The 24,405-nt window shown below is 46.8% G+C and carries 19 protein-coding genes; 4 read left to right on the top strand and 15 right to left on the bottom strand.

Annotated elements, in window-relative coordinates:
* Position 1: 1 nt before the first annotated feature.
* The 11 genes from ACBP46_RS09660 to ACBP46_RS09610 are packed head-to-tail and all read right to left on the bottom strand — an operon-like array spanning position 2 to position 14,688.
* Positions 2-1,981 carry a glycosyltransferase family 2 protein gene (locus ACBP46_RS09660; protein ID WP_371016517.1) on the bottom strand — a complete coding sequence of 660 codons (1,980 nt, stop codon included), beginning with the start codon at positions 1,979-1,981 and terminating at the stop codon, positions 2-4.
* Positions 1,978-3,330, bottom strand: coding sequence for an alginate O-acetyltransferase AlgX-related protein (locus tag ACBP46_RS09655; RefSeq protein ID WP_371016516.1), 1,353 nt, complete (start codon positions 3,328-3,330; stop codon positions 1,978-1,980). Before ACBP46_RS09655 ends, ACBP46_RS09660 begins: the two co-directional genes overlap by 4 nt.
* A gap of 51 nt (positions 3,331-3,381) precedes the next feature.
* Entirely contained in the window at positions 3,382-4,890 is a 1,509-nt protein-coding gene (locus ACBP46_RS09650; RefSeq protein WP_371016515.1) for a glycosyltransferase family 2 protein, read from the bottom strand.
* Positions 4,891-4,916: 26 nt separating this feature from the next.
* Positions 4,917-6,806 carry a hypothetical protein gene (locus ACBP46_RS09645; RefSeq protein ID WP_371016514.1) on the bottom strand — a complete coding sequence of 630 codons (1,890 nt, stop codon included), beginning with the start codon at positions 6,804-6,806 and terminating at the stop codon, positions 4,917-4,919.
* A 32-nt stretch (positions 6,807-6,838) separates the two neighbouring features.
* Entirely contained in the window at positions 6,839-7,498 is a 660-nt protein-coding gene (locus tag ACBP46_RS09640; protein WP_371016513.1) for an ABC transporter ATP-binding protein, read from the bottom strand.
* A 14-nt stretch (positions 7,499-7,512) separates the two neighbouring features.
* Positions 7,513-8,682, bottom strand: coding sequence for a nucleotide sugar dehydrogenase (locus tag ACBP46_RS09635; protein WP_371016576.1), 1,170 nt, complete (start codon positions 8,680-8,682; stop codon positions 7,513-7,515).
* A 32-nt stretch (positions 8,683-8,714) separates the two neighbouring features.
* A complete protein-coding gene (locus tag ACBP46_RS09630) occupies positions 8,715-9,599 on the bottom strand; it encodes an ATP-grasp fold amidoligase family protein (protein ID WP_371016512.1) in 885 nt (294 codons plus the stop codon).
* The gene (locus ACBP46_RS09625; protein ID WP_371016511.1) at positions 9,596-11,662 is read right to left on the bottom strand and encodes a glycosyltransferase; all 2,067 of its coding nucleotides are present in this window, start codon (positions 11,660-11,662) and stop codon (positions 9,596-9,598) included. The genes ACBP46_RS09630 and ACBP46_RS09625 overlap by 4 nt, the downstream gene beginning before the upstream one ends.
* A gap of 12 nt (positions 11,663-11,674) precedes the next feature.
* The gene (locus ACBP46_RS09620; protein WP_077733445.1) at positions 11,675-12,475 is read right to left on the bottom strand and encodes an ABC transporter permease; all 801 of its coding nucleotides are present in this window, start codon (positions 12,473-12,475) and stop codon (positions 11,675-11,677) included.
* On the bottom strand, positions 12,475-13,590 hold the full coding sequence (locus tag ACBP46_RS09615) for a polysaccharide biosynthesis/export family protein (RefSeq protein ID WP_371016510.1): 1,116 nt from the start codon (positions 13,588-13,590) through the stop codon (positions 12,475-12,477). The genes ACBP46_RS09620 and ACBP46_RS09615 overlap by 1 nt, the downstream gene beginning before the upstream one ends.
* A 3-nt stretch (positions 13,591-13,593) precedes the next feature.
* On the bottom strand, positions 13,594-14,688 hold the full coding sequence (locus ACBP46_RS09610) for an ABC transporter permease (protein ID WP_167660360.1): 1,095 nt from the start codon (positions 14,686-14,688) through the stop codon (positions 13,594-13,596).
* A gap of 155 nt (positions 14,689-14,843) precedes the next feature.
* Between ACBP46_RS09610 and ACBP46_RS09605 the strand changes: the two genes are divergently transcribed.
* Together ACBP46_RS09605 and ACBP46_RS09600 are read left to right on the top strand one after the other, a co-directional pair.
* Entirely contained in the window at positions 14,844-16,007 is a 1,164-nt protein-coding gene (locus ACBP46_RS09605) for an MFS transporter (RefSeq protein WP_371016509.1), read from the top strand.
* Positions 16,008-16,121: 114 nt separating this feature from the next.
* Positions 16,122-16,604, top strand: coding sequence for a hypothetical protein (locus ACBP46_RS09600; protein WP_371016508.1), 483 nt, complete (start codon positions 16,122-16,124; stop codon positions 16,602-16,604).
* A gap of 6 nt (positions 16,605-16,610) precedes the next feature.
* Here the strand turns inward: ACBP46_RS09600 and ACBP46_RS09595 are convergent, their stop codons facing one another.
* Positions 16,611-17,141 carry a hypothetical protein gene (locus ACBP46_RS09595; RefSeq protein WP_371016507.1) on the bottom strand — a complete coding sequence of 177 codons (531 nt, stop codon included), beginning with the start codon at positions 17,139-17,141 and terminating at the stop codon, positions 16,611-16,613.
* A 275-nt stretch (positions 17,142-17,416) separates the two neighbouring features.
* Here ACBP46_RS09595 and ACBP46_RS09590 point away from each other — a divergent pair, with 275 nt between their 5' ends.
* Positions 17,417-18,229, top strand: coding sequence for an META domain-containing protein (locus ACBP46_RS09590; protein ID WP_371016506.1), 813 nt, complete (start codon positions 17,417-17,419; stop codon positions 18,227-18,229).
* A gap of 13 nt (positions 18,230-18,242) precedes the next feature.
* Here the strand turns inward: ACBP46_RS09590 and ACBP46_RS09585 are convergent, their stop codons facing one another.
* Positions 18,243-20,288 (bottom strand): capsular polysaccharide biosynthesis protein, encoded by a 2,046-nt coding sequence (locus ACBP46_RS09585; RefSeq protein ID WP_371016505.1) that lies wholly within the window; start codon positions 20,286-20,288, stop codon positions 18,243-18,245.
* Positions 20,289-21,244: 956 nt separating this feature from the next.
* On the opposite strand from ACBP46_RS09585, the gene ACBP46_RS09580 reads away from it, so the two are divergent.
* Entirely contained in the window at positions 21,245-22,762 is a 1,518-nt protein-coding gene (locus ACBP46_RS09580; protein ID WP_371016504.1) for an Eco57I restriction-modification methylase domain-containing protein, read from the top strand.
* Here the strand turns inward: ACBP46_RS09580 and ACBP46_RS09575 are convergent.
* Entirely contained in the window at positions 22,719-23,588 is an 870-nt protein-coding gene (locus ACBP46_RS09575) for a hypothetical protein (RefSeq protein ID WP_371016503.1), read from the bottom strand. The genes ACBP46_RS09580 and ACBP46_RS09575 overlap by 44 nt on opposite strands.
* 1 nt (position 23,589) lies before the next feature.
* Positions 23,590-23,832, bottom strand: coding sequence for a helix-turn-helix domain-containing protein (locus tag ACBP46_RS09570; RefSeq protein WP_371016502.1), 243 nt, complete (start codon positions 23,830-23,832; stop codon positions 23,590-23,592).
* Positions 23,833-24,405: the final 573 nt, after the last annotated feature.

Below are 24,405 nucleotides of genomic sequence, written 5' to 3'. Positions count from 1 at the left end.
CTTAGCTCCAAGGCCAATCAATTCGTGGTACTTTAGATAAACTAAAGTCAGGCTGGGCCCCATTCAAATTTGGGTTGTAATACGGGTCGCCTGTATGAATCACTGGCCAGCGTTTACGCATGTAGTTGGCTTCAGCGTGGGCTCTGGCCTTTTTAACAGGGTCATCGTCCTTGCCCCGTGAAACCGATTCGTAGTGATACAGCTCAGCATAAGGTGTATACACCACGTTATAACCTGCCTCTCTAACACGCAAACAATAGTCCACGTCATTAAAAGCCACTGTTAAGTGTTCCTCGTTTAGCCCACCTAGTTGCTCGTAAAGCGTTTTAGGTGTGACCAAGCACGCGGCGGTAACGGCAGAAAGGTCCTGTGCAGCCATGGCTCGGCCCATATAGCCTAGGTCATCTTGTTCCAATACCCCATGCAAATGCGTAGCACACCCCCCTACCCCAACCACATCGCCGGCATGCTGTACGCGCCCATCCGCATAATAGAGTCGCGCACCAACCACACCGACTTTTTCTTGGGCTAACCGCGAAACCATTTCCTCTAGCCAGTCTGGTGAAATGACCTCGGTGTCATTGTTTAACAAACAGATCACACTGCCTTTGGCTTGCTTTACCGCAAAGTTATTGACTGCTGAATAGTTAAAGGGATAGTCATAGCTTATAACGCGAACATGGGGATGCTGAGCAACCAGCTGCTGAAAATACGCCAACGTTTGCGGATCCTCACTTTGGTTATCCACAATAATAATTTCGTAATTTTGCCATTGCGTTATACGCACAATACTTTCCACACAAGGCTGCAAAAAATGCAACATGTCACGAGTTGGGATAATAATGCTGACCAATGGCGTTGGCTGGGGTGCCGCATAGCGCACACGTACTATCCCGGGCTTATGTAGCTGCACTTCTGCTTGGATGCCAGAACGCTGTAAATGCGTAGAAAGTACCTGCATCTGTTCGTTAGCATCCATTAACGCTCTATTTGACGGTGCAGACCAAAGCAAAGCTGGGATATGCCCAATCTGGGCTGAAGCTTGTGCTCCTATCTCTAACAACAATCCATAAACGGAAAAATCGTGGGCGTAATAGCGACGATTTTCCTCATATGCCGTTTTTTTTACCCACACCACCTCGCCCACATAAGCAGTACTATATTGCAACTCCAGCGACCAGTCTGGCTTAAAATGAGGCGTTTTCATTTCACCTTGAGTCGTGTGGTGATCGTGATCACTGTAAATACAGTCAAGGTCGGGCTGCTGCTGTTGTTGCCACACAAACCAAGCCACCGCCCACGGTCGCAGAACACAACCCGCTTTCATATGCAGCACATAATGTGTGGTGATTTCAGGCACCTGCTGTCGCCAAATTAGAGGCTCACAAGCAAAGCCCTCTTGGGCACGTACAGATGCTAGGCTTTGCTCTATTTCAATTGCCGAAGCACTTCTGCCATCAATTACCACGCTATAGCTAGTGTGCCTTGGCAGCCTTGCTTTAAATCGTTGAATTGCTTTTTTATGTGAAGGCTGTAATTGCCAATACCGTGCTAACCACTGCGCATAGTCAGGAGCGGGGTAATGATAACGAAACGAGCTTAGTAATCGATACCCGTGGTAAAACGAGCGTTTTAGTGCAGATATAAAGCCCATGCGGCGTCGCAAACTGGCAGGCATAATATGCCACATAAAGGCCACTCGGTGCCACATCCAGTAATAGGCCTGGGCTACCGAGATCGTTTGGATCTGAACCGGTTCATCCGTATCTTGCCCGTCCACATGAATGTCAACTCGAAGTAGCTGTTGCCCTGCGCCTAAACGCACTACCTCAAACAACCTGCCTTTATGAGTAACGGACAGGGGCAAGCGTTGTAGCTGGCGGTGATCTTGGTAAATCAACTCGGCGTGAATACCACTGTGTCTAACAGGCAACTGCGCTTGTATTAAAAACCACTGCGCTGAAAACGATGAAAAACTCATAGCACAGGCAAATAGAGGTCTAGACCCAGCTGAGCAATCAGTTCGCTCCCCTCTGGTTTTTCTATGACGGTTAATGCTTCTTTTTGCTCGGCAGTTAAGGCGCGGCTTTTCTGTTTGACTGTAGCGCTAACACTATGCTCAAAGGTCGGAGGCCGCACCATAAAACGTGCATTCGTTTGGGCTATTACATAAGTGGGCTGCGTGGCATTTAACAGCGCTAAATCAATATGCCCTGCCGTGTGGGCCACCAGCACACGTTGGAAGATTCGACACAAATAACTTAATAACGAATAACTGGACGAGGAACCAAAAACCAGACAAAGCGCATCGTGTAATGCATTGTGATTTTGCATCAAGACTACACGGCCAAAATTAGGCAGCGCGTTATCAAACACCACCCATTTTTTGTAATGCATGCCCGTCAAAAAAGAGGCAGGCTGAGAAAACGGCGGTGTGAGTTTATTGCCCAAATCACCCACATGTTCACGTGTTTGATAAGTGTCTTGGGCAAATACGGCTTGCACCTCGCAACCATCTAAGCCCAAACGTTGCGCTACCGATTCCACGACACGCTGCGCTCCCTGATGCGTCCAATGGGTGTCTGTTTTGTAATACGACGCATCTCCCAACGCTTGGAGCTCTTGGGTAGGGTACAAATACATGTCTGACGGCATCTGCGCAAACACCTCATCAAATAAACCCGAGGCTGCAGCTTGGTACGGGTAATAGTGGCTAAGCACACTTTCTTTGGTAGGCGCAATTAAAAACAAGGCACGGTTATCCCAGACCGCCATGTGTGTTTGCCAGTCTTGAATGTAGCGCTGCCAATCCGCCAAGCACTTTTTACTTAGCCGCAACAGCCCACGATGCTGATCTACACTGAAATTCGTATCGTTATCTAAAAACAGCCAATCCTGATGGCCCTGCAACACTTTCAGAGGCTCTGGCTCCGCGTCATTTTCCGGTGTTGCCACGGGTAAGCTCAAGTCAATCAACGCATAGCTTTGATCATTAATATGCAGCCGCAATTGCAATGTTGTGCCCGACAAAGGCAAAGCAAGGCGAAAGCCACACTGTTCTTGGGCCTGAGCATGCCTAAAGGTCGACACCACATCCGGCCGATTCCGATCTAAAGGTATACAACGCTCTAGTTGTTCGTTTAGCTTTACACTTAAATACGGCGGTTGCTTTAAGTCACGATACACCTGCGGCTTTATTAACACCCAACCTTGTACTACCCAGCCTGTTTTTTCTTTGGGTTGACCGTGCTCGGTACTGGGATAATCCAGATGGTATTTCCATACGGGTGACGAAGCGGCGGTGTTGCGCCACCATTTTTTAATATTCAACACATATTCCTGAAAAATAGGCCAAAATCAACGCGTAGGCTAGCCTGACCATTACGAATGATTGGGCCTGCGTAACATTCTAGCGTCAACCTCAAAAACACGGGTATCCATGTGTTGCGGCATGTAGAGATATTGCTTTTTTAGGCAGCTTTCATGCCAACGGTGATAGGCTTTGCTGTAATCGTGCCTCAAGCCTGAAAAAATAGTAAAAATATGCGTAGCTGAGCGCTGCGTTAAGGAGTCTTCACGCACACGCCCAAAGGCAAGCGGCAACCCCGGGTGCACTTCGTAAACCGCAGCGGCGCCATAGGCTTTAAGCACCCGATAGTAATACTCGGTATCCGCACTACAGACCACGTCATCCCAAAAGCCTAATTCGTTAAATACAGCTCGGCGCATTAGTAACGACGACACATTACGATGCACCAAACCGTTCCAATCCTCTGGCGAAGACCAGTTACCTAGTTGTAAATCGTCGCTGGCACGTACCCAATGTGACAACGTCACTTGTAACGCGGGCTGCTGTAATAAAGGACGCAACTGCTGCTCAATTTTCTGAGGATGAGACCAGTCATCGCTATCGTGCACAGTAATAAACTGGCCCTGACTTTCAGCCAAGCCCACATTACGGGCGTGATACGCCCCTTTATTTAGCGTTTGAGCAATTAAGCGAATACGCGGGTCTTGTAGTGCAAGCTCTGCCACCAAGGCAGCCGTGTTGTCACTAGAGGCATCATCTACGACGAGAATCTCTAAGTAAGACCACGTCTGTGCCTGCAGCCCTTTTAAGGTCGTCAGAATCGTTTTTTCAGCATTATAAGCAGGGACGATCACGCTAACTAAAGGCGGGGGCTCAACGCTCAGGAAGTCGTTATTGGTCGTGCGTAATAACCCCGTACTTTGTAACCCATCAAACAAACTCTGATCTCCAAGAGGATGACTACATACCCCCATTAAGCCAGCGGCATCATAATGTTGATTTAGCTCTTTCCAGTGCAGTGCATGATCTTTAGGTTGGGCTAAATGATTCATACGCGTTAAGATCAGTTCTACCCGGTCACCATAACGAGCCTTTAGCTGCTCCAGATATGCCAATGCATGAGGTGTATTTTTTTGCTTAGCCAATACCTCTACCCACAATAAATGCGGAGCCATCAGGCCCGGCATGGGTCGGGCAGAACCTACATAGCACGACAAGGCTTGATGTACCTGCTGCCACTGCCCCAGTGCAGCATGCCAACGAGCTAAAAACCACGCTGCACTGGTTTTTTCTGCCTCATTGCTACTTTGAGTTAACTGCCACAGTTGCTGCTCAGCCTGCGATTGCGTGGCCTGTGTCCACAACAGCGCTTCGGCTTGCACCGCTTTCAGTTGACAAGGCCAACGGCCCTCTTGATAACCGTGGTGATAAAAATGCTCCCAGGCAGGCATACCCGCCTGCGCTACATCGGCATAGGTCGCTAAATAGTAGTCACTATCAAAATAAGGCGGTGCCACAGGAAGCTGTGGTTTTTGTAGGCCTTTCTTTTTTTTAAATACTGAGGCAATACGGCTGAGCATCGCTTTATTTATCCTTTCCCTAATTACTAAGGATGTGGCTGACGCCCTTCTGCTTGACCATTGCGCAAGAAGTGCCATAACGGGTTAATACCGGTGATGGCCACATCAGGGTTTGACTCCAGGTAAAAGCTGGAATCGAAATAAGGGGAAGGGTTTCGTCCCTCAAAACCACCTAAACGCATGTAGTGCAATGCAGGGTTAGCAGACTGCACAGGATCCTGCGCTACATCGGGGTACTGCTGCAAATACCACTGTGCATCAAACCAAGGACTTTGCACAATGTGTTGGGCTCGCTCTTTGTCTTTACGCAGGGCATCACGTCGCGCTTTTCTAGCAGCACGGCGCTCAAAAAATGATTTGGGTGGAACCGTATGTTCAGGCTCGTGTACCCGCACCTCAGAAACCACTACCAGGTCGGTACTGGACTCTTTGTTATTATCTAGTACTACAGGCACTTGACGGTCAGGGTCCGTAGTCGCGTCTTTGTCTTTTAGATAAATACGCTCTAGCTCCTCTTGATGCGAATGAAGCTGCTGCAACAACAAGGTGTTTTCAGCGCCCAGCTCTTTTTGTAGAGCGAGCGATGTCTCTTTAGCCAAAATCAGTGTTTCTAACTCTGCTTGCACCGTAAGTAGCTGCTCTAATACGAGTTGGTTTTCTTGAGCGAGTGCATTTTTTTCTAGCTGTAGCTCTACAACTTTCTTCTCTGATTGATCAACGTCACTTTGTGCAGTATGTAGCTGAGCTTTTAGCTCGATCAATTGTGCATTCAACGTTGCTTTTTCTGCCTGAAGCTGCTCTTGATTAGCCTGATTTGACGCTAACTCTTCGGCCAGTTTCGTTTCTAAAGCTGTGATTTTCTTAAGCTGTGTCTGCGAGTTGCGCTCTAGGTCTACGAATTTTTGATGAGTTTGCCTTAGCTGGGAAAGCTCTTGTTCCGTGTTTTGCAGCGCTAAGGATTTTTTTTCTAGTTCCTCTTGGGCGACAAAAAGCTGCTCTAACACCAACTGGCTTTCTTGATCTAATGTATTTTTATGTGCTTGAGAATCACGCTCTAGCTCTACATACTGCTGATACATGTTTTTTAACTGCAACAGCTCTTGCTCGGCACTTTGCATAGCCAAAGATTTTTTCTCTAATTGCTCTTGGGCCACAGAAAGCTGCTGTAAAACCAACTGGTTTTCTTGAAGCAGGTTTTGTTTTTCTTCATGCTGAGCAGCAAGTTTAGTCTGCGTGTAGACCAGCTCTTTTTCGACAGCCGAAGTGGACTGTAATTGTCGCAATACAGCCAATATCCCTAATACGTCTGCATCAGAAACCGCTGAGTCCTCGCTTGTTAAAGGCCAAGTCATCGCTTTTGTATATTGAACAACCTGAGCTAAGTCGGGGTCTTGTAAAAGTATTTGTTGGGCTAGCGTAGACGCCCACGGTTTAGCAGCATCATGCACCACAACATCCACTGCAGCAGTATCTAGCGTAGACACCCCATGTTGCTTGCATACCTCTACAAAATGATGAGAGTGGCTTAGTACCTGACTTAAATCAAACAAAAGCGTTTGTTTACGATATTTACGATAGAAGTCTTGCAATGCAAGCAGATTGGTTTTCCACTGCTCTAATGCCTCGGCTATATCGTGGTTTGTCTTGATCAGCCCAGTTAAAAGCTGAGGTAAATCACTGTAGAGCAAGATCACTTTCTGTTGCGGATACTGCGTGAGCTCTTGGGCAAGTAATTGTAGTTGCTCTGTGCTTTGTAAAACCACACTGTAAGGCTGAGCTAACGCCTGACGCAATGTATCTTGAGTCAAATTTAACTCTATGGCCCGAGCTTGGCCCTCGTTAAAGCCCACCACAGCTAGTACCGGCAGCGCTTCTATCCAATTACAGTAGGCTCCCGCCCCAAGTACCAATGACATGCAACTTTCCTTGTTTTTCATTAACCCAATTTTTACAGGTTATCGTAATAATCAATACCAGCTTCAATATCTTCAAAAAAATGCACGTGCCCTTTTTCAAGCACCAGCACCATATTACACATATCCCGCACTTGGCTCATACTATGCGTGACCATAATAATATTGGCTTTACCTATTTTTTCATCAAAAGCGGCGCGGGCTTTACGTTTAAAATGGGCATCCCCTACTGCCATGGCCTCGTCGACCAGATAATAATCAAAATCAAACGCCAAGCTAATACCAAATGAGACGCGACTGCGCATCCCTGAGGAATACGTACTAGAAGGCGAATCAAAATACTTGCCTATTTCAGCAAACTGCTCGACAAAATCGACTTTTTCACGTAATGCCTCGCCTGAAAACCCCTGTACCCGAGCCACAAACTGCGCATTTTGTCTGCCTGTTAATGAGCCCTGAAACCCACCTCGTAGCCCTACAGGCCAAGAAATACGTTTATCGGAAATGATTTTGCCGCTGTCTGGCGCATCTACACCCGATAAAATATTCATTAGCGTTGATTTACCGGCACCGTTTTTCCCTATGATTGCCAAGTTACGCCCAGCAGGAATGGTAAAAGACAGGTTTTTAAATACAAATGACCGGCCTGTCTTGTGGTGCAGGTAAGATTTGGTTAGGTTTTGAATTTCAATCATCGTTTGATTCCATTTTAAGAATCGCTACCGAATAAGTCTCTAGTATAAACTTTTTCTTTTACATCACTGAGCTCGTCGCTAAACCTATTTGCGACAATCACGTCGACCTTTTCTTTAAAAACAGATAAATCGTTAATCACTTGGGAATTAAAAAAATGGGGCTCGTTTAGTGTAGGCTCATACACTAAAACCTCTATGCCTTTGGCTTTAATGCGCTTCATAATCCCTTGGATACTAGACGACCTAAAGTTATCCGAGCCAGCCTTCATCACTAAACGGTAAAAACCCACTACCTTTGGTGCCTTATTTAAAATATCGTCAGCAACGAAGTCTTTACGAGTACGGTTTGAGTTCACAATGGCCGACATTAAATCTTGAGGGGTATGCGAATAATTGGCCAATAACTGCTTTGTGTCCTTTGGCAAACAGTAGCCACCGTAACCAAACGAGGGGTTATTATAATGAGAACCAATACGCGTATCTAAACATACACCTTGAATAATTTCTCTCGTGTTTAATTGATGCGCCAACGCATAACTATCAAGCTCATTGAAAAAAGCGACCCGCATCGCTAAATACGTATTAGCAAATAGCTTGATGGCCTCTGCCTCGGTATTATTAGTTAGTAGTACATCGGTGGATTTATTCAAAGCCGCATTGGTAAATAACTCAGCTACTTTTTCAGCTCTGGCAGATTTTTCTCCGACAATCACACGTGAAGGGTATAAACAATCATGCAGCGCATGTCCCTCTCGTAAAAATTCAGGTGAAAAAATAATATTTTCTGTTGAATAAGTCGTTTTCAGCTTTTCGGTAAAACCAACTGGCACAGTAGATTTAATTACTATAAGTGCCTGCTTATTCACATCTAATACATTCTGCACTACCTTTTCTACAGATGAGGTATCAAAAAAATTGTCTTTGGGATCGTAATTTGTTGGTGTGGCAATAATGACCAAATCTGCGTCTACATAAGCCTGAGCAAAATCCGTGGTGGCATGTAGATCTAACTCCTTGTTTTTCAGATAATCAGTAATGTCCTTATCTGCTAAAGGAGAGAGCTTGTTATTTAGCAAACCCACTTTCACCGTATCAATATCTACTGCAACAACGCGATGATATTGCGCTAACAATACAGCATTAGCTAACCCTACATACCCAATTCCCACTACTGCTATTTTCATTTTATTCACACTATAATCTCTTTTAGGGTGAGTTAATAAATAACTCTACACACCTTCCCTTTTAATTTAACCTCATGTGGCACAGTTAAAAGTGGGATGTCTTGCTGTAGTTTTTGATAGGCCAATCGCCAATAACGGCCTAGCTCTAACTCAAAGCTATCTGAAAAATAATACATACGTTGAAACCACGGGCCACCTGGTGTATGCGTTAGCTCGCCTAAGACAGCCCCATCTGGAGTGGCGTAACAATCCACGGAAATGAATGTCGCTTTTAATTTTTTTGTTAGCTCTAAGGCTAAACGCAGCATTTGATCCGCACACTCGGGCACACGGGGTATCGCTGCAGGCTGTTGCGCATGGCTAGACGCCTGAACACGATCATCCTTAATCACGTTGAACTGCCCATCGAAAAAGCAAAACCGGGCCGGCGTATAGTTTCGATCCACTTGTAAAATAAACTCGACCCGATCATAAAAAGTAAATAGCTTATAATCCAACGGAATGATGTTTTTAGCCTCTTCGTCAACCACCCGTTGCTCAATAAAAAAATTTATCTTTTTATTACGTTTAGCTTCTAGCTCTAAGGCTGCTTGAATAATCTGATCTTCAGATACTACACGCTGGCTTTTTACGTCATAAAACAAATGAAGCCCCATAATTTTATGAAGCACATATACGCCTTCGCTAGACCACAACCCCTCTGCCTTCAGCACAAAAGCGTCTGCATTGACGCTATCTAACTTGATCTTGCTTGCCGAATCAAAACGCCCAAGTACTTTTGGGCAGGTAAAACCATGTTTTTCCGCGTACTGCTGTAGTTTCAGCTTTCCTATCCTAGAGGCGGGCTTTTCAATGCCGCTCCATCGCAATGCACTAAAATCCGACCAAGTAAGGGGCACACGTTGCGTCATTTTCATACTGAGTTAGGCCTGTTTTCGAGTAGTTGCCACGACTCTGATTTATTCCATAAAGGATAAGCATCTAGAGGATAGTGAACTAATGAATTATTGGTTAAGTAGTAATCTACTGCCTCGACGGGCTGACCGCTGACTATAGGCTCAACGTTAGGCCTACCTACCAACTCAAAATACAACGCACACAGTTTACGCTCGGCATGACCGAACGCGGGCCAGTGAAATAAAGCGACTTTTTTATGTGGATGCGTTTGAATGAGTTTGGCCGCTGCTAACACATCTGCTAAATTGGAATAATCACCTGCAACGCATAGATCGTAATGTTCTGGATCTGTCTGCTTGCGCCACATAGGTATGGGAGCAGTAAACGCGCGTTGTGTGTCGGCTGCTGGCAAAGACAACACAGCAGACTGACTATGCCACCATTCGGCAATTTGTCTATAAATATGCCGCAAGCCAAAGTAGACAGTACGCACATGCGTTGCTTTGGTACGTGTCAATGAAGACTCCTCATCAAGGGCAAAAGCGAGTGGTATTTCGGGATGAATTTTAGCAAAAGAGTCTTTGCCGTAGTGTGCCTGCATTCGCCAGATATACTCTGTATCGCCACCGATACGTACGTGATCCCACTCGCCTAGCGTCTCTTTCACTTCTTTTCTAAACATAAATGAAGAGTGGCTCCAATGCGTTATGCGGTTTCCAGGACGCCAGTTTTGAGTAAAACCGAGATCAGCAGTGACTCGAGCCCAGTGAGTGACACACCCCATTACCCTTGGGTGTTGCGTTAAATACGCAACCTGAAGAGCAATTTTTTGGGGGTGCGACCAATCATCACTGTCGTGAGTGGTAATAAAATCGCCGGTAGCCCTGTGTAAACCATAATTCCGTGCAGCATAGGCCCCCCCATTAACTGGAACCTGCAGTGCTTTGACCCTGTGATCTTTTTGTTCTAGTTGTTTTAAAACGGCATAGGTCTTATCCGTAGAGCAATCATCAACCGCAATAATCTCCACATTCACATAGCTCTGCGCAAGCAATGACTCGATAGCCGTTTCGATTTGGTGCTGTGCATTGTATATGGGCAGTATGATGGATACTTTTTGAGCGCCATTTACAGCCGGTGTTGGCTGCCCTTGAATCGTAGCTAAACCCAACGACGGGTCTGCTTTTTTTAACTGCAGTCCAGTTAGACCGTGTAGGCTAAAAGCTTGATTAATGAGCTGTAAACGAGCGGCATCGTCAGATGCTGAGTTAGCCAAGGCCAACATAGCATCGGCATCTTGGGGAAAAAGGTCTAGGTAGCGCCTAAGCAATTTATACGCTGCTGCTTTTTGCTGGGTTAACACCAAACAAAAATACTGCAAGTACCATCTTTCTTTACGAAGGCTATTCACAGCCCCGAGCTGCTCCATAGCATTGCCTAATGCCAATGCCTTTTGGTAGTCACCCGTAAAATAATACCAGCGGGCTAAATCCCACATGGCCCACCAGCGTGTGTTGGCATCAAGCTCGGTATTCGTTGCTATAGAATGCAATTCTATTAGGGCGGTAGCTGAGTGCCCGCCCCAGAGCTGTGCACTTAAATCTATGTCTTTTCTATTAAGTTTTTTTCTTTTTTTATGCTGAATGGGTAATAGATGGTCAATGAGCGGGCTGCGTGGTCTAAGTGCTTTTTTATGGGTTTGGTTGGTAGCCGGCTTAGATGCAAATTGGGCACTGGGCTCGTAGCCTAACGCCCAACCCAAAGCTAGATAATGCAATGCAGCAGGCACATCTGCGGGCAGCCCCAGATCGACCTGACTTTTATAAAACGGCTCGTCAAATAAAGCGGTAAACTGCATTAACTCCATGGCAGCATTTAACGAAATAGCATGCTGGCTACTAAATAACTCGTTTAGCACGGCTTGCCTTTTCTCCGCAGCCACACGTCGCAAGGCTAAATCTAAATTAAACGCATACGGTTTAAACTCTGGGTTTGCCAACAAAAGCATTTGATAAAGCTCGATGGCCTTGTCGTGGTTCCCGTTAACCAAATGCTGATTTGCTTTAAATAATAATTTTCCCATTAAACCAAGACCTTAACGGCTTAATAAATAATCTTTACGTACCCTATAAAGACCTAAAGCCAAAAATAACATAATTATTGTTACTGAAATGGGATAGCTATAACTAATGCCCGGTGTTTCCGGGTGCATTAAAAACACACTGGTACGGATATTATCAATAATGTGTAGAAAGGGATTCCACAGCAGCCATGGTAAAAACTGCTGCGGCAAACTCCATATTGGGATAACCACACCTGATATAAAATACAAGGGCATAAAGAGTAATCGAATGAACGTACCTGAATTCGGCATAACCTGAATAATTATGCTAAAAAAAATGCCTAATGAAAACGCAAACAAAATGCCTATCGCTAAACTAGCAATCCACCGCAAAGGGTACGCCACACTTACGTCATAGCCAAACCAAAAGCCCAATATAAAAATAGCAATAGCATATACCGCCGAGTAAATCATGAGCTCGACTAATAACCGTGCTATAAAGGTATCAAAGATTTTTATATTAGGATATGCGAAAAGCGCTCGGTTAGCTGAAACCGTATCCATAAAGCGCAAAGCAATATTGCGCATTAAAATAAATGGCACAATCCCTGTTAATAACCACACAGGGAAATCCATACCCGGCACTGTTCGTAGCCGAATTACCGTGAACATAAACATCATAAAAGCGATGTGTATCATCGGCTCGAACAAAACCCAAAACGCGCCCATACGTCGGCTACCAAAGCGCGTCTGGAACTCTCTTAGCATTAGTGCAAAGATAACGGCTTTAGTAATTTGCCATGAGCTGCGTTTAGTACGGCTTACAGCGTTCATTACAGATTCCCAACCGTTCTACCTAAGACCAACACCTGAATAATGGGCGAGATCAGTTTTTGGAACTCATACGCATGGGCATTGGTGACGTACACGGCGTCTTCGGGGTGAACGAGGAACTGGCGCGCTAGGAACATAGCGGTGGGGTCGCGCATGTCGAGATGAAACACCAATGGTCTTACCTCGGACACGACGCGATTGCTTTCGCTGTCGTAGGCAATACTTTCTGGTAGGCGGAAGATAAACACACCACGTGCGTCAGCCTTGGCCTCGTTCAAGCCCCCTACACTGCCCAATACCTCAAGCAAGCTGGGGCTTTGAGAAGGGAAGTCGTGCAGACCGGGGGTGTTGACGGCGCCCATGGCCACAAAGCGTTTACGTGCGCGTTCGACCACAATTTCCGCATTGGGTGGCACAGGTTGGTTAAGACCATTGAGTAATTCTTGGTAGCTAAAGCGTTGCGCTGTTTTACCGGTGCGCACCACCACATCCATTAAATACGGCTCGAGTTTGGGACCGCCGGCTTCATTGATGGCGTCTAGCAGGGTTAATGGCCCCTGCAAGGTGGAAAATCGGCCTGGTTTGTTCACGTCGCCAGCCACCAAGACTGAGCCCGCTAAGTCTCCCACTAAGCTTACATGGACCTGAGGAGAGGTGGTATAGCGCGCGATTTTTTTCAGGATGAGGTCTTCGGTTTGCGTTAGGCTTAGACCGCTGACCTTGATACGCCCGGCATAAGGCAATGAAATCATGCCTTTTGCATTGACACGTACTGCGTCAAATACCGTCCCACCTACTGCCAACGGAGCAAACAGTGCGCCCTCTTCGGCGCTGTCAGCCATCATGACTTTTAGTACGTCGCCGGTTACTAAGGTTAGCTCGGGTAGCGCTGTGGCTGATACCTCGGGCCGTGGTGTGGGCAACGCAGGACGCATGTAGGGTGCAATGGTCTGCGCCGATAAGCTAACTAAGCTGTAATTGGCGTCTTCTGCGGCGGCATCGCTTGTTATTGTACTTTTGGTTGGGCCAGCCCCTGAAAAAATACTACTGGCACATCCGCTTAACGCCGTTGCCAAGGCTATCGATCCAATCAACTTAATGGTTAGGGATTTCATGGTTTACTCTCGGTGATCTTCGATAGAGGCCAAAACAAATCGTGTAATGCCATACAGCAAACACAAGGCAATAAAGATAGTAATTAGGTTATAAATGCGGCGTGGGTAGACGGGGTCTTCCGGCATATTGGGCTGCACCACGCTAACTAAGCTGCGTATTTTTTTACTGGCCTCGAGTTTGGCATTTTCTACTACGGCTATGCTGGTTTTATAAAATTCCTCGGCAATAGCCACATCAATTTCATGGCGACGGTATTCGGCTGCCACCACGTTTAATTTATCGCCCGCCCCGGCTGAAATTAAGCGTTGGTTTTCTGCCTGCAACTGCTGCTCTAGGGCGCGGATACGACTGCGTTGCGCACGCACCTGTGGCGAGCTGCCGTCTAGAGTGGCTGTTAGCGTTTTTAGGCGGGCATTTTCTTTCACAATCTCGGACTCGAGATTGGCAATGATGGTAGCGCGCGAGATGGCCGTGGCCTCTGCATTCAGTAGATTGCTGCGGCGTTGAAATGATAACATGGCTACTTTACTTTCTTCGTACCGATTCGTAGCATCGACTAATTCATTTTCCGCAAAGTTTAATTGATCTTTTGCAATTTTTTGTGATATTTCATTTACAAAACGTTCACTTTTTTCCAAAATCAGTTTCAATGTACTTTCCGCAAATTCGGGCGTTAAGGCTTGAACATCCACTAAAAGCAAACCGGTGGTTTCATCGTAGGTGGCTTTGACTAAACGCTGGTAGAATTTCACCCTGTCCTCGAGTGGGGCGTCTGCACTCAGCCAGTAAATGGGGTCATTTAAGCGCCCAGAAAAGTGTTCAGACCATTGGTTTTCTTGCTCTAGGTACTGCAGCATGTCGGGCGAGGTAATGTATTCACGTAGGTACAAGGTTTCCTCGCGGGATACAGGATCTATACTGCTCATTAACAGTGCTAGCCCGGGAATACTGGCTTGGGAGCTACTTTCAGCTTGGCGTACTACCACTTGAGCCGAACTCACATATCGATTTGATGCAAAAAAAGCATAATAAAGAATTGCGATGATCATTGGCACGATTATTATAAAAAGTGACAATGATTTGGTTTTGATTTTCATTTTAAAATTTCTTTATTTACGTAATGACTAAACACTTAGAGCTGCAAAGAAGCCAACATTCTATTCTAACCGAAGCCAAAGCTCCACGGCTAAGTTCATGTTTTGTTATTTGTATCAAATCCCCTCTATCCTTTTCTTAATTGCAGTGCATGTCTATGTCTTCTAAGCCCTTTTCGTTGTTTTGGGCCATCCTCGCCCTCGCCCTTGGTGGTTTTGGTATTGGTACGGGCGAGTTTGTGATTATGGGTCTGTTGCCGGATGCGGCCTCAGATTTAGCTATCAGTATTCCCCAAGCCGGTCATTTAATCAGTGCCTACGCGTTGGGCGTAGTGATTGGCGCGCCAGTATTAGCTGTACTGGGCGCGCGTATTCCACAGCGTCGTTTTTTGGTGTGGTTGATGGTGTTTTTTGCGCTGGCTAATTTTGTCAGTGCAATAGCACCCACTTACCACAGCATGTTGGTGGCACGTTTTGTAACGGGTCTTCCGCATGGGACGTATTTTGGTGTGGCGGCCTTGGTGGCAGCAAACCTTGTGGGTCAAGGCAAGCGCACTCAGGCTATAGGGTTAGTGATGCTGGGCTTAACGGTCGCCACCCTAGTTGGTGTGCCATTAGCAGCTGCTTTAGGGCAGTGGTTAAGCTGGCGGGCTGCTTTTGTTTTTGTAGGCGTAGTGGGTGTGCTGAGCTTTTTAATGGTGGCGCGCTGCGTACCCTATATTCCGGCCAATGACCACGCCAGTCCTTTGCTAGAGCTAACTGCGTTAAAAAACAAGCAGGTCTGGATCACTTTAGGTATTGGGGCGATTGGGTTTGGGGGGCTGTTCGCAGTGTTTAGCTATGTAAAACCCACTATGATGCAATTAGCTGGCCTAGACGAGCAAACCATTCCTTGGGTGTTGGCCTTATTCGGTGTGGGTATGATTGCTGGTAACTTGGTCGGGGCAAGATTAGCCGACTGGCATTTAAGCAAAACCATCCGCGGTATTTTATGGTGGGGGGTGTTGGTACTCAGCGCCTTTTACTGGACCTCACACCATCCCATTTTAGGCCCTATCAATATTTTACTGATTGGTACGCTGGTGGCGTTAGGCCCAGCCCTGCAAGCGCGTTTGATGGATGTAGCTGGTGAAGCCCAAACCTTGGCCGCTGCGTTAAACCACTCGGCCTTTAATGCGGCCAATGCCTTAGGGGCGTGGTTAGGGGGTGTTGCCATTAGTGCTGGGCTAGGTTGGGACTCAACGGCTTATGTGGGTGCACTGTTTGCTCTAGGTGGCATCGTCATGCACAGTTGGGCGCGTCGTTTAGCCCGCTCCAGCTAGAGCACAAGGTGTAGTCACACAGGTTCATCGGGTGATATATAGAGCTTTTAACGGCTACCTTTTCGCAGCTGTTACAGGTATGCTTTGTGGGTGATTAACTCTTTGGTTTGTGCTATGGGCTCTTCAACCTCTTCTTTGTCTGTACGCTTGCGTCAACTGGTTTGCTTAATTTATTTTGTAGGTGGCTGGGTAGGCTTGTATTATTTACTGCCTCAGTTGGGCTTGTTTACCACCAGTTGGTTAGCGTTGACGTTGTTTGGTTTGTTGGTTTTTCAAAACCTAGTCGCCATTGGCGGGTCGGTGATGTTCTGGAAAAACAACGCCAAAGGGGCTGAATGGCTTTATTGGCTATCGTGGACCAGTGTGCCTGTATTTAGCTCTGCCTTAATTTCCTACCACAGTATTATTGGTCTAGGCATTGTGCCGTTGATTCGTCTAGAGCCAGATAACTACGGGGCAGACATTCTGTTTCGTTGGGGGTACGCAGGGGTATTTAAATGGTTTCCCACGCTGGATCTATACCAACTGGGGTTTAATTTAGTCCCCCTCGTATTTATTGCAATTTTGCGTCAATACCTGCCCCGTTCTGGTGACTAGACGGTGTTAAAGACTGCGCACCACATCAATATTAGCGGTCTTAAACCACTCCTCGACTTGTACGGTTTGCGTCGCGTTGCGCGAGTGCACAACCAACGACCAGCGCCCTTCTCGTTTCGCGGTTTTTACGCCTTGAATCACCAGCAAATGGTCTGGGCGCAAGGTTAAAAAACCGCCTAACAACAAACCACCACTAGTAAATACAAATAAAAAAGGGATGACGCTAACCACAGGAGATGAAGCAATTACGGGGATGCCGGACCAATAGAGTCCCGCCCACAAACCTAAACCCACCAGAAAGCCAAGTAGACCAAACAAGGTATGGGCGCGAATCGCAGTCTGGAAAATGCCTTTGGACTCGGGTTCAATTTTGCGGCTATAGCGCCGATCGTGGGGCGCGATCACCGTTAGTTGATTGGGGTCGTACCCGGTTTGCTCTAAAGCCGTTCTGCATTGCTCTAACTCTTCCTTTGTATCAAACACCGCTAAGAATTTGGTATTAGACTGCTCACCTGATATAGGACTTGTACTCATCATACCCTCCTAATGTGTGCTGCGAATAACGTAATGACGTCTATCTAAATTCACTATACGCCTTGAGGGAGGCTTATCCGCTTAAAATGCAAGCAAGCGTTACGAAGTACGTCTTTCACGAGTTGGGTGGGTCCCGTTAATCTCTGGTTTTTTATAAAAACGCTGGCTGGCCATGTTACATTTAGATGGAATCTCAGTATTAAAAAAGGTTAACTCTGGTTGCTTTTAGTTTGTGTGCCTTGGAAAATGAAGTGGTTACAAACTTCTAAGGATTGGCTATGAAACGCAAATTTGCTTTTTTAACCGCAGCATTCGCTACTGTCGGGCTCGCTGCCTGCAGCGCCCCCTCTACTACTGTAATGACTGATTCTGGAAAAAAAGTCACTTTGAGTCCCGCCGAAACCATTCAAGCCTATCACTGGGATTTGGTCAATGTGGTGCAGCCTGATGGCAGCAGTCAAAATGTGGGCAAGACCCTCGACCATCCATTAACGCTTACCTTCTTAAATGACGTGGTGGCGTTAAGAAACCTATGTAATAACCTAAATGCTTCCTACAACCTAGAGGAAAACAGCATTGCTTTTTCCCAAGTGGTCGGCACCATGAAAATGTGTAATGACCCCGAGTTGATGCAATACGAGCAAGAAGTGGCTCGCGTCTTGCCTACAGCAAGTACTTGGTCGTTAGCCACCACAGACCAAAGCGCTCAGGACGCCCCAGCACCCATGCTGAGCTTGCATTTTGATGATGGGCAAATTTGGAGCTTTGCGGGTAAACAAACCAATGAAACCAAATACGGCACCCAAGCTGAAACGGTTTTCCTAGAAGTCGCCCCCACCCCCGAAATGTGCCCACAAAGTGGCAATATGTGCTTAAAGGTACGCCCTGTTTTTTATGACCAAAGCGGGATTGCTACCGGAAAAGGCGATTGGTTGCTGTTCCAACCTGATGCTATCGAGGGCTACAACCACACTGATGGGGTAGGCACCGTGGTACGCACAAAACGCTATACTTTGCAAAATGTGCCCGCAGGCAGCGCTAACCATGCCTATGTCCTAGATATGGTGGTGCAGTCCAACACCGGTCTATAACACGTTGTATTTTTTAACTACGAAGCAGCTGCCATAATGCAGTTGCTTTGCGCTTTTTATTGTTAAACCACCCTGGCGCTGCGGCGCTATTTTTTTGCTGCTCTGTCTGTTGACTAAGCCAAGTCAAAACTGACTCGGGAGCAGCAAAACCGCTAGTGCCAATTTTAAATGGCATGCTGTAACGAGGGTACTGAAAAATAGTGGTGTAAACCAGCTGAGTTAGGCTTAGGTTGCGCTGACGATGCGGCAAGGCGTAATGGTCCTGTGTCAGCCCCCACCCCGCATAAAAAGGCCCACCATAGCAATGCACAACCTTGCCGTATAACAACGCCTCGAAACCCGTTAAAGAGGTCATGGTGTGCACCTCATCGGCACTACGCAAGCACGCCACAATATCGGCCTCGACCACCACCTGATCCACATATTGCTTTAAAACCTGATCCGGCACCTGACCTTTGCGATTGCCCACCACCACATCAGGATGCGGTTTATAAATCAAATAAGCATCGGGGCACTGCTGTCGCACTGCTTTTATCAGTTGCGCATTGGTAGTGATCACCGGCGAGCCGTACCGCACCGAGGCATCGTCCTCGACCTGCCCCGGTATCAATACAATACGTTTGGACTGATTATTGACTTGGATGCTTTGCCCACCTAAGTTGTATTTACTAAGCCCTTTTTGGGTAAAGGCGCTGATGTAATCCAAGGCATGTTGCTCTTGGGCCGCAGTCCACTGACCCTGCTGCAACATCTGCTCTAGTTCGCTTTGGGAATGCGGGTCGTAATACATGCCGGAGCGATCCACAACCAATGACAGCGGCCTAAATAAATCTGACCCTAAGCCCACCGAACGCACAAACCCGTCTTCCATACGCCAATGCGGGATGTTTTTTTGTTGGGCCAACTGCTGCGCCTGTGTTAGATCGCGACTGCCCCAAGTCACCAGCTTGGCATCAGCGGCCAATGTCATCCTATTCAATTTAGCCAATGAGGGCACAAATACCAACCGATTGGTGTGCGCACGTAAAAAAGGCCGGACCGTAGCCTGTTTCCAAAAACTCATGCCAATGCAATAGAGCGTTCCGCTCAGCTGTTGCGCTGCATCTCTGTTACGCACTAACCATGGCATCACGTCCATAATGGTGCCAGCACGGCCCAAATCAGGATGCAAATAACGCACATATTGCAAATACGCCGCGGCAAATAACTGCCACACGGCTTTAGGTGTATGGCGACGCGCTTGCAGCTGGTCACGATCTGGGTGACGATCGCTAGTAACCCCCCACCCCGCATACCAAGGCAAGCCAAAACATTGCACAGGTTTATCCAGCATCACGGCCTCAAAGCCCATTTGAGAGGTATACACATACACCTGGTCCACTTGGGCTAACAACGGCAATGGGGCGCAGTCTTTAGCCCAAATTAAAACCCGCGGGTGCGTTAATAATGGGTGATCTGTTAAGTAGCCCTGCTTTTTACCCGTCAACACATCGGGATGCGTTTTTACAATGATTTGTGCAGTGGGGTTTTCGTGTAGGGCTGCGTCTAGCATAGCGACTACCCCGCTCTCGCCCCCGCCATTCAACACCGACATGTCCCCCCGCGTTTGATCCACCACCAACACGCGGTGCGTTAATTCGCCCCCCAACGGCGGCAATGTTATAGCAGGCGCATGGTTGTATTTAGAGAGCTGATGCTGCACCAAATACGCTTGCGCGCTTTGTGCTTGCTGTTTTAGCTTTACATCATCGGCCTGTACTTGTGTAATGAGCTGCTCTAGCTTTGAGGGATGACGCGCATCGTAATAAATGCCCACCTCATCCACCACCATGGACAAGGGCGCAGCCCCATTCACGCCTAAATCCACAGAACGCAAAAAACCATCCTCAACCGCCACATACGGCAAGCCATGCTTGCGCGCATATGCCCGCGCTTTTACCGTCGTAGGACGCTGCCCCCACCCAACAACCACTTTAGGCCCTAAGCGCTCTAGGCCAGAGAGGAATACAGACAAAAAAGGCAGCCTACCTAAGGCTTTGGAGGAGTAGATGTACTTCACGCGTTGGGTCTCGTTGTTACTGTTTTGCTATTAATCGTTTAGAGTCCTGTCTTGCTCTGTGCTTTATGATCACCGATTCGCTTGGCAGTGCTCGCTCGCTACGCGCTGAATCTCTTATCGTTGTTCATAACGCACAGGCTAAGAATATAGCACTTTACCATCGGTGTTACGCCCTGATTCAAGTTGTTCTCTCTTTAGTCCGTCTCAGAATAACGCTCGAACGGTTCAGCGCGGAGCGAGCGCAGTGAGCGAGCACTGCCTAGTGAGAGTGTGGTCTGAGACGAGCGGCGTGAGGGTTACTACTCTGCCAAATCTAGAAGCACGTTCCTTATGGCTCTGGACGATACGTACTGGTTAGCAATGTATCAGACTGAGGGTGGCTGGGTACTTGCTGTTGATCGTTTACAGGCCTGATTTGTTTTGTGCTTTCCTTGGATAGTTTTGTTTTGCGTTTAGCAGATGGCTATTCTGTTTTGTTCTGTGCTTTCATGATCACCGATTCGCTTGGCAGTGCTCGCTCGCTACGCTCGCTCCGCGCTGAATCGCTCATCGTTGTTCATGACGCACAGGCTAAGGATGAAGGCTTTGCTATCGGGTGTCTTGCCTTGGTGCATAAAGTGCAGGGTAATGAGAATGTCTACATTTCTGTCTGTGGAATAAGAGCATGAACAAGTCAACACTCTTGCAGCCTGTCTCAGAATAACTCTCGAACGTTTCAGCGCGGAGCGAACGTAGTGAGCGAGCACTGCCTAGTGAGAGTGTTATCTGAGACGAGCGGCGTGAGGTACAAGCCACAAATGGCTCATTTCTATGCAATGCCAGCCTATCTCAAGCTAACGCCCGAACGGCCCGACACGGAAGGAAGACAAATGTGAAAGTGTTATCTGAGGCGAAGCACTTGCACAATGGACGGCTCCTCGTTATGATACTTATAAACATCAAACTTAAGATTATCAATGTCTCAGATACCAACACCAAATTTTACTCTCAGACAATATTTTACCGACGCTGTGGATGTGAATTCCGCCATGTGCCATTTGCTTGGCGATGTAAGTGGATTAGAAGTGCTGGAGCCTAGTGTAGGAAGTGGCTCATTGCTTGAAGGTCTGCTAGGTAGTCCGGCACGGATCGATATCGTAGATATTGATGCTGAGGTGCTCCCAATTGCTCAGTCACGGTCCCCTGGGTCTTTAACTGTGGCACATTGCGCCGATTTTATCGATATTTTTGCGCAAGGGTTACTCGCTTCAACCCACTCTATTACCGAGCGCCAATTTGATGCGGTTATTTCAAATCCTCCTTTTGGCTTGTATTTGGATTTACTTTATAGAAGACAACTCAAAAAAATTTACCCTGATTTTTACGTTAGGGAGTCTTACGGCTTATTTTTTGCGTTTTCGATCAGTCTGCTTCGTCAAGAAGGAAGATATGTATTTCTTCTGCCTGATACTTTTCTGGTAAGTAAAAATCATGCGCCACTTCGAAAATTCATCTATGAAAAAGCCTCACCTGACACAATAATTAGATTCCCATCTCGACGCTTCGAGACCGTGAATTTCGGTTATGGCAATCTCTGTATAATTTCTGGTTCTCGACGTGCTGTCACCACAGATACTCGCGTAACGTGGATTGAAGCTTTCAATGAAGAGAAAAGCCTACTTGACCAGCCAGCAGCATCTATCAGTACATTGACCGGACATGAGCTACGAGAAAATTTGAATTTGGGATGGCGGGCCAATATGAGTATTACTGGTCTTGAACGCCAAGGTTGGACACAGCTAGGTGAGTTAGCAGACTGCAAGACAGGAATATACACCGGAGATAACAAACGGTTTATAGGCTACGACCCTTCGAGAGTCAATCGACGATTAAACGGCCATCCCGTGGATTGGGAGCCGGACGTTATCACGCGCACGCTTTTGCCTAAGGAGCGCACTCAAGGCTTAAACGAAGAAAACAAGTATGTACCGTTGGTACGTGGCGGGCATCGTCCATTTCTCGAGCAAACAGCTTGGTGCATTAAATGGGACAAGGCGGCTGTTGATTTCTACCGAACCAATAAGAAAGCCCGGCTTCAAAATGCTTCTTTTTATTTCCGAGCGGGACTAGCTATTCCTATGGTCACATCGAAACGCCTGACAGCTTCACTCCTTGATGGCGCAGTATTTGACCAAGGCGTCGTAGGTGTATTTCCAAAAAACGAGACTGATCGAGATGCATTATTACTGTATTTAAATTCCTCAATTGCAACAAAACTTCGCAATCACATAGTCAACGGAAGCGCCAACAATTCCGCAAACTACTTAAAAAGACTGCCTGTACCCATTTTTCATGATGCTGACAGGGTGCGAGCGAGAAAATTAATTGATAGTGCAATCCAAGCCAATCAACTAGCACAAGAGTTATGCGATGACTTTGTAAACAACCTGATTACCATGCAAGATAAGAAGTCAGATCCGTGGGCTGAGCTTTAAGATATGTGTAAAATTTCTTGGAAAGATCCGACTTCCAATCAATTATATTGTTACGCACAAATTCTATATCTGATCCAGTAATTTCATGTATTTTCTTATAAGCCTCAATACCAGTGTAGACCGCCCATAAATTGGAACGATGAAGAACATCGAGGTAATTGTTATTTTTATCTTGTCTTACAAGCAGCATCAACTGGGTATTGTGGTCCCAAATCTTATACGCCCTACCTACTGTTAACAGTCTGAGCATATTTCCTTTTTCATTAGATCCAAAGCCGCTTTTAAAATCAATTACATGCGGAATGCCATCTTTTGTGAAGACCTCATCCTCCTTCATATTAATATCGCCAATGATCTCAAGAAGAGTGGAAACATCACTCATGATCTCGTCGCTTTTGGCATGCGCGCCAATGTTGTCTACTATTCGATCAAGAAGAACCTTTCGAACTTCAGAAAATGCTGGTGCGCTTATTCTTTCCACATTGGACTTAACAGGATAAGTCCACGCACTACAGCAAAACGCCTCCCAAAGCTCACCGACTCGACGAGAAAACGCCATATACTCGTAGGGCCAAACTAAATGTCTATACTCAAGACTCACAACCGTTACACAATACTGTAGGATAAGAGCAGCCTTTCCCCTCTCCTCTACACTAATACTCGAGATCTCGGAAAAAAGCCTCTTACGCTCCGCAGTAATCAGCGCATTTACCAGCTTAGCCTTTCTCTGGGGAGTTAGCTCTTGTTCGTCAATTGCCTCTACAGGTTTCAACAAGTTCTTGTGTAGCTCGTTAAGTATTGACGTTTTATTAAGAAAATCGACCATGCTAGACTTCACCATCGCAAACAAAAAATGCCGACGGTGTTACTTTCAAAGCCTCTGCAAGACGCGCTATATTTTTGAGACTTGGGTTGCGCTCACCACGCTCTATCCCCCCAACGTAAGTGCGATCTAATCCACTCGCATCGGCCAACTCTTCTTGTGAAAGCCCGCTTTTGAGGCGGAGATAGCGCAATCGCGCACCGAAGCGCACTTGAATATTTTCAGGGGATACTTTGTTTATTGTCATCAGAGTATTAGATCGTTAAAGATAACTATAAGTACACGGACTATAAGTATCTTTTTATATCACACATTCTTCGTGTCTAATGCTGACTCGGTGCGCGGCAAACCTCGGCCTTCAGTCCGTCTCAGAGTAACGCTCGAACGGTTCAGCGCGGAGCGAACGTAGTGAGCGAGCACTGCCTAGTGAGAGTGTTGTCTGAGACGGGCAGCGTGAGGGATACTACCTTGCCAAATCTAGAAGCACGTTCCTTATGGCTCTGGACGATACGTACTGGTTAGCAATGTATCAGACTGAGGGTGGCTGGGTACTTGCTGTTGATCGTTTACAGGCCTGATTTGTTTTGTGCTTTCCTTGGATAGTTTTGTTTTGCGTTTAGCAGATGGCTATTCTGTTTTGTTCTGTGCTTTCATGATCACCGATTCGCTTGGCAGTGCTCGCTCGCTGCGCTCGCTCCGCGCTGAATCGCTCATCGTTGTTCATGACGCACAGGCTAAGGATGAAGGCTTTGCTATCGGGTGTTACGCTCTGATTCAAGTTGCTCCCCCTTCAGTCCGTCTCAGAGTAACACTCGAACGG

This window comes from Paenalcaligenes hominis (assembly GCF_041359055.1).
In the GTDB taxonomy this organism is placed as follows: domain Bacteria; phylum Pseudomonadota; class Gammaproteobacteria; order Burkholderiales; family Burkholderiaceae_B; genus Paenalcaligenes; species Paenalcaligenes hominis_A.
Note: the sequence above shows the minus strand (reverse complement) of the source record. Positions and strands in the feature narration are given on the sequence as shown.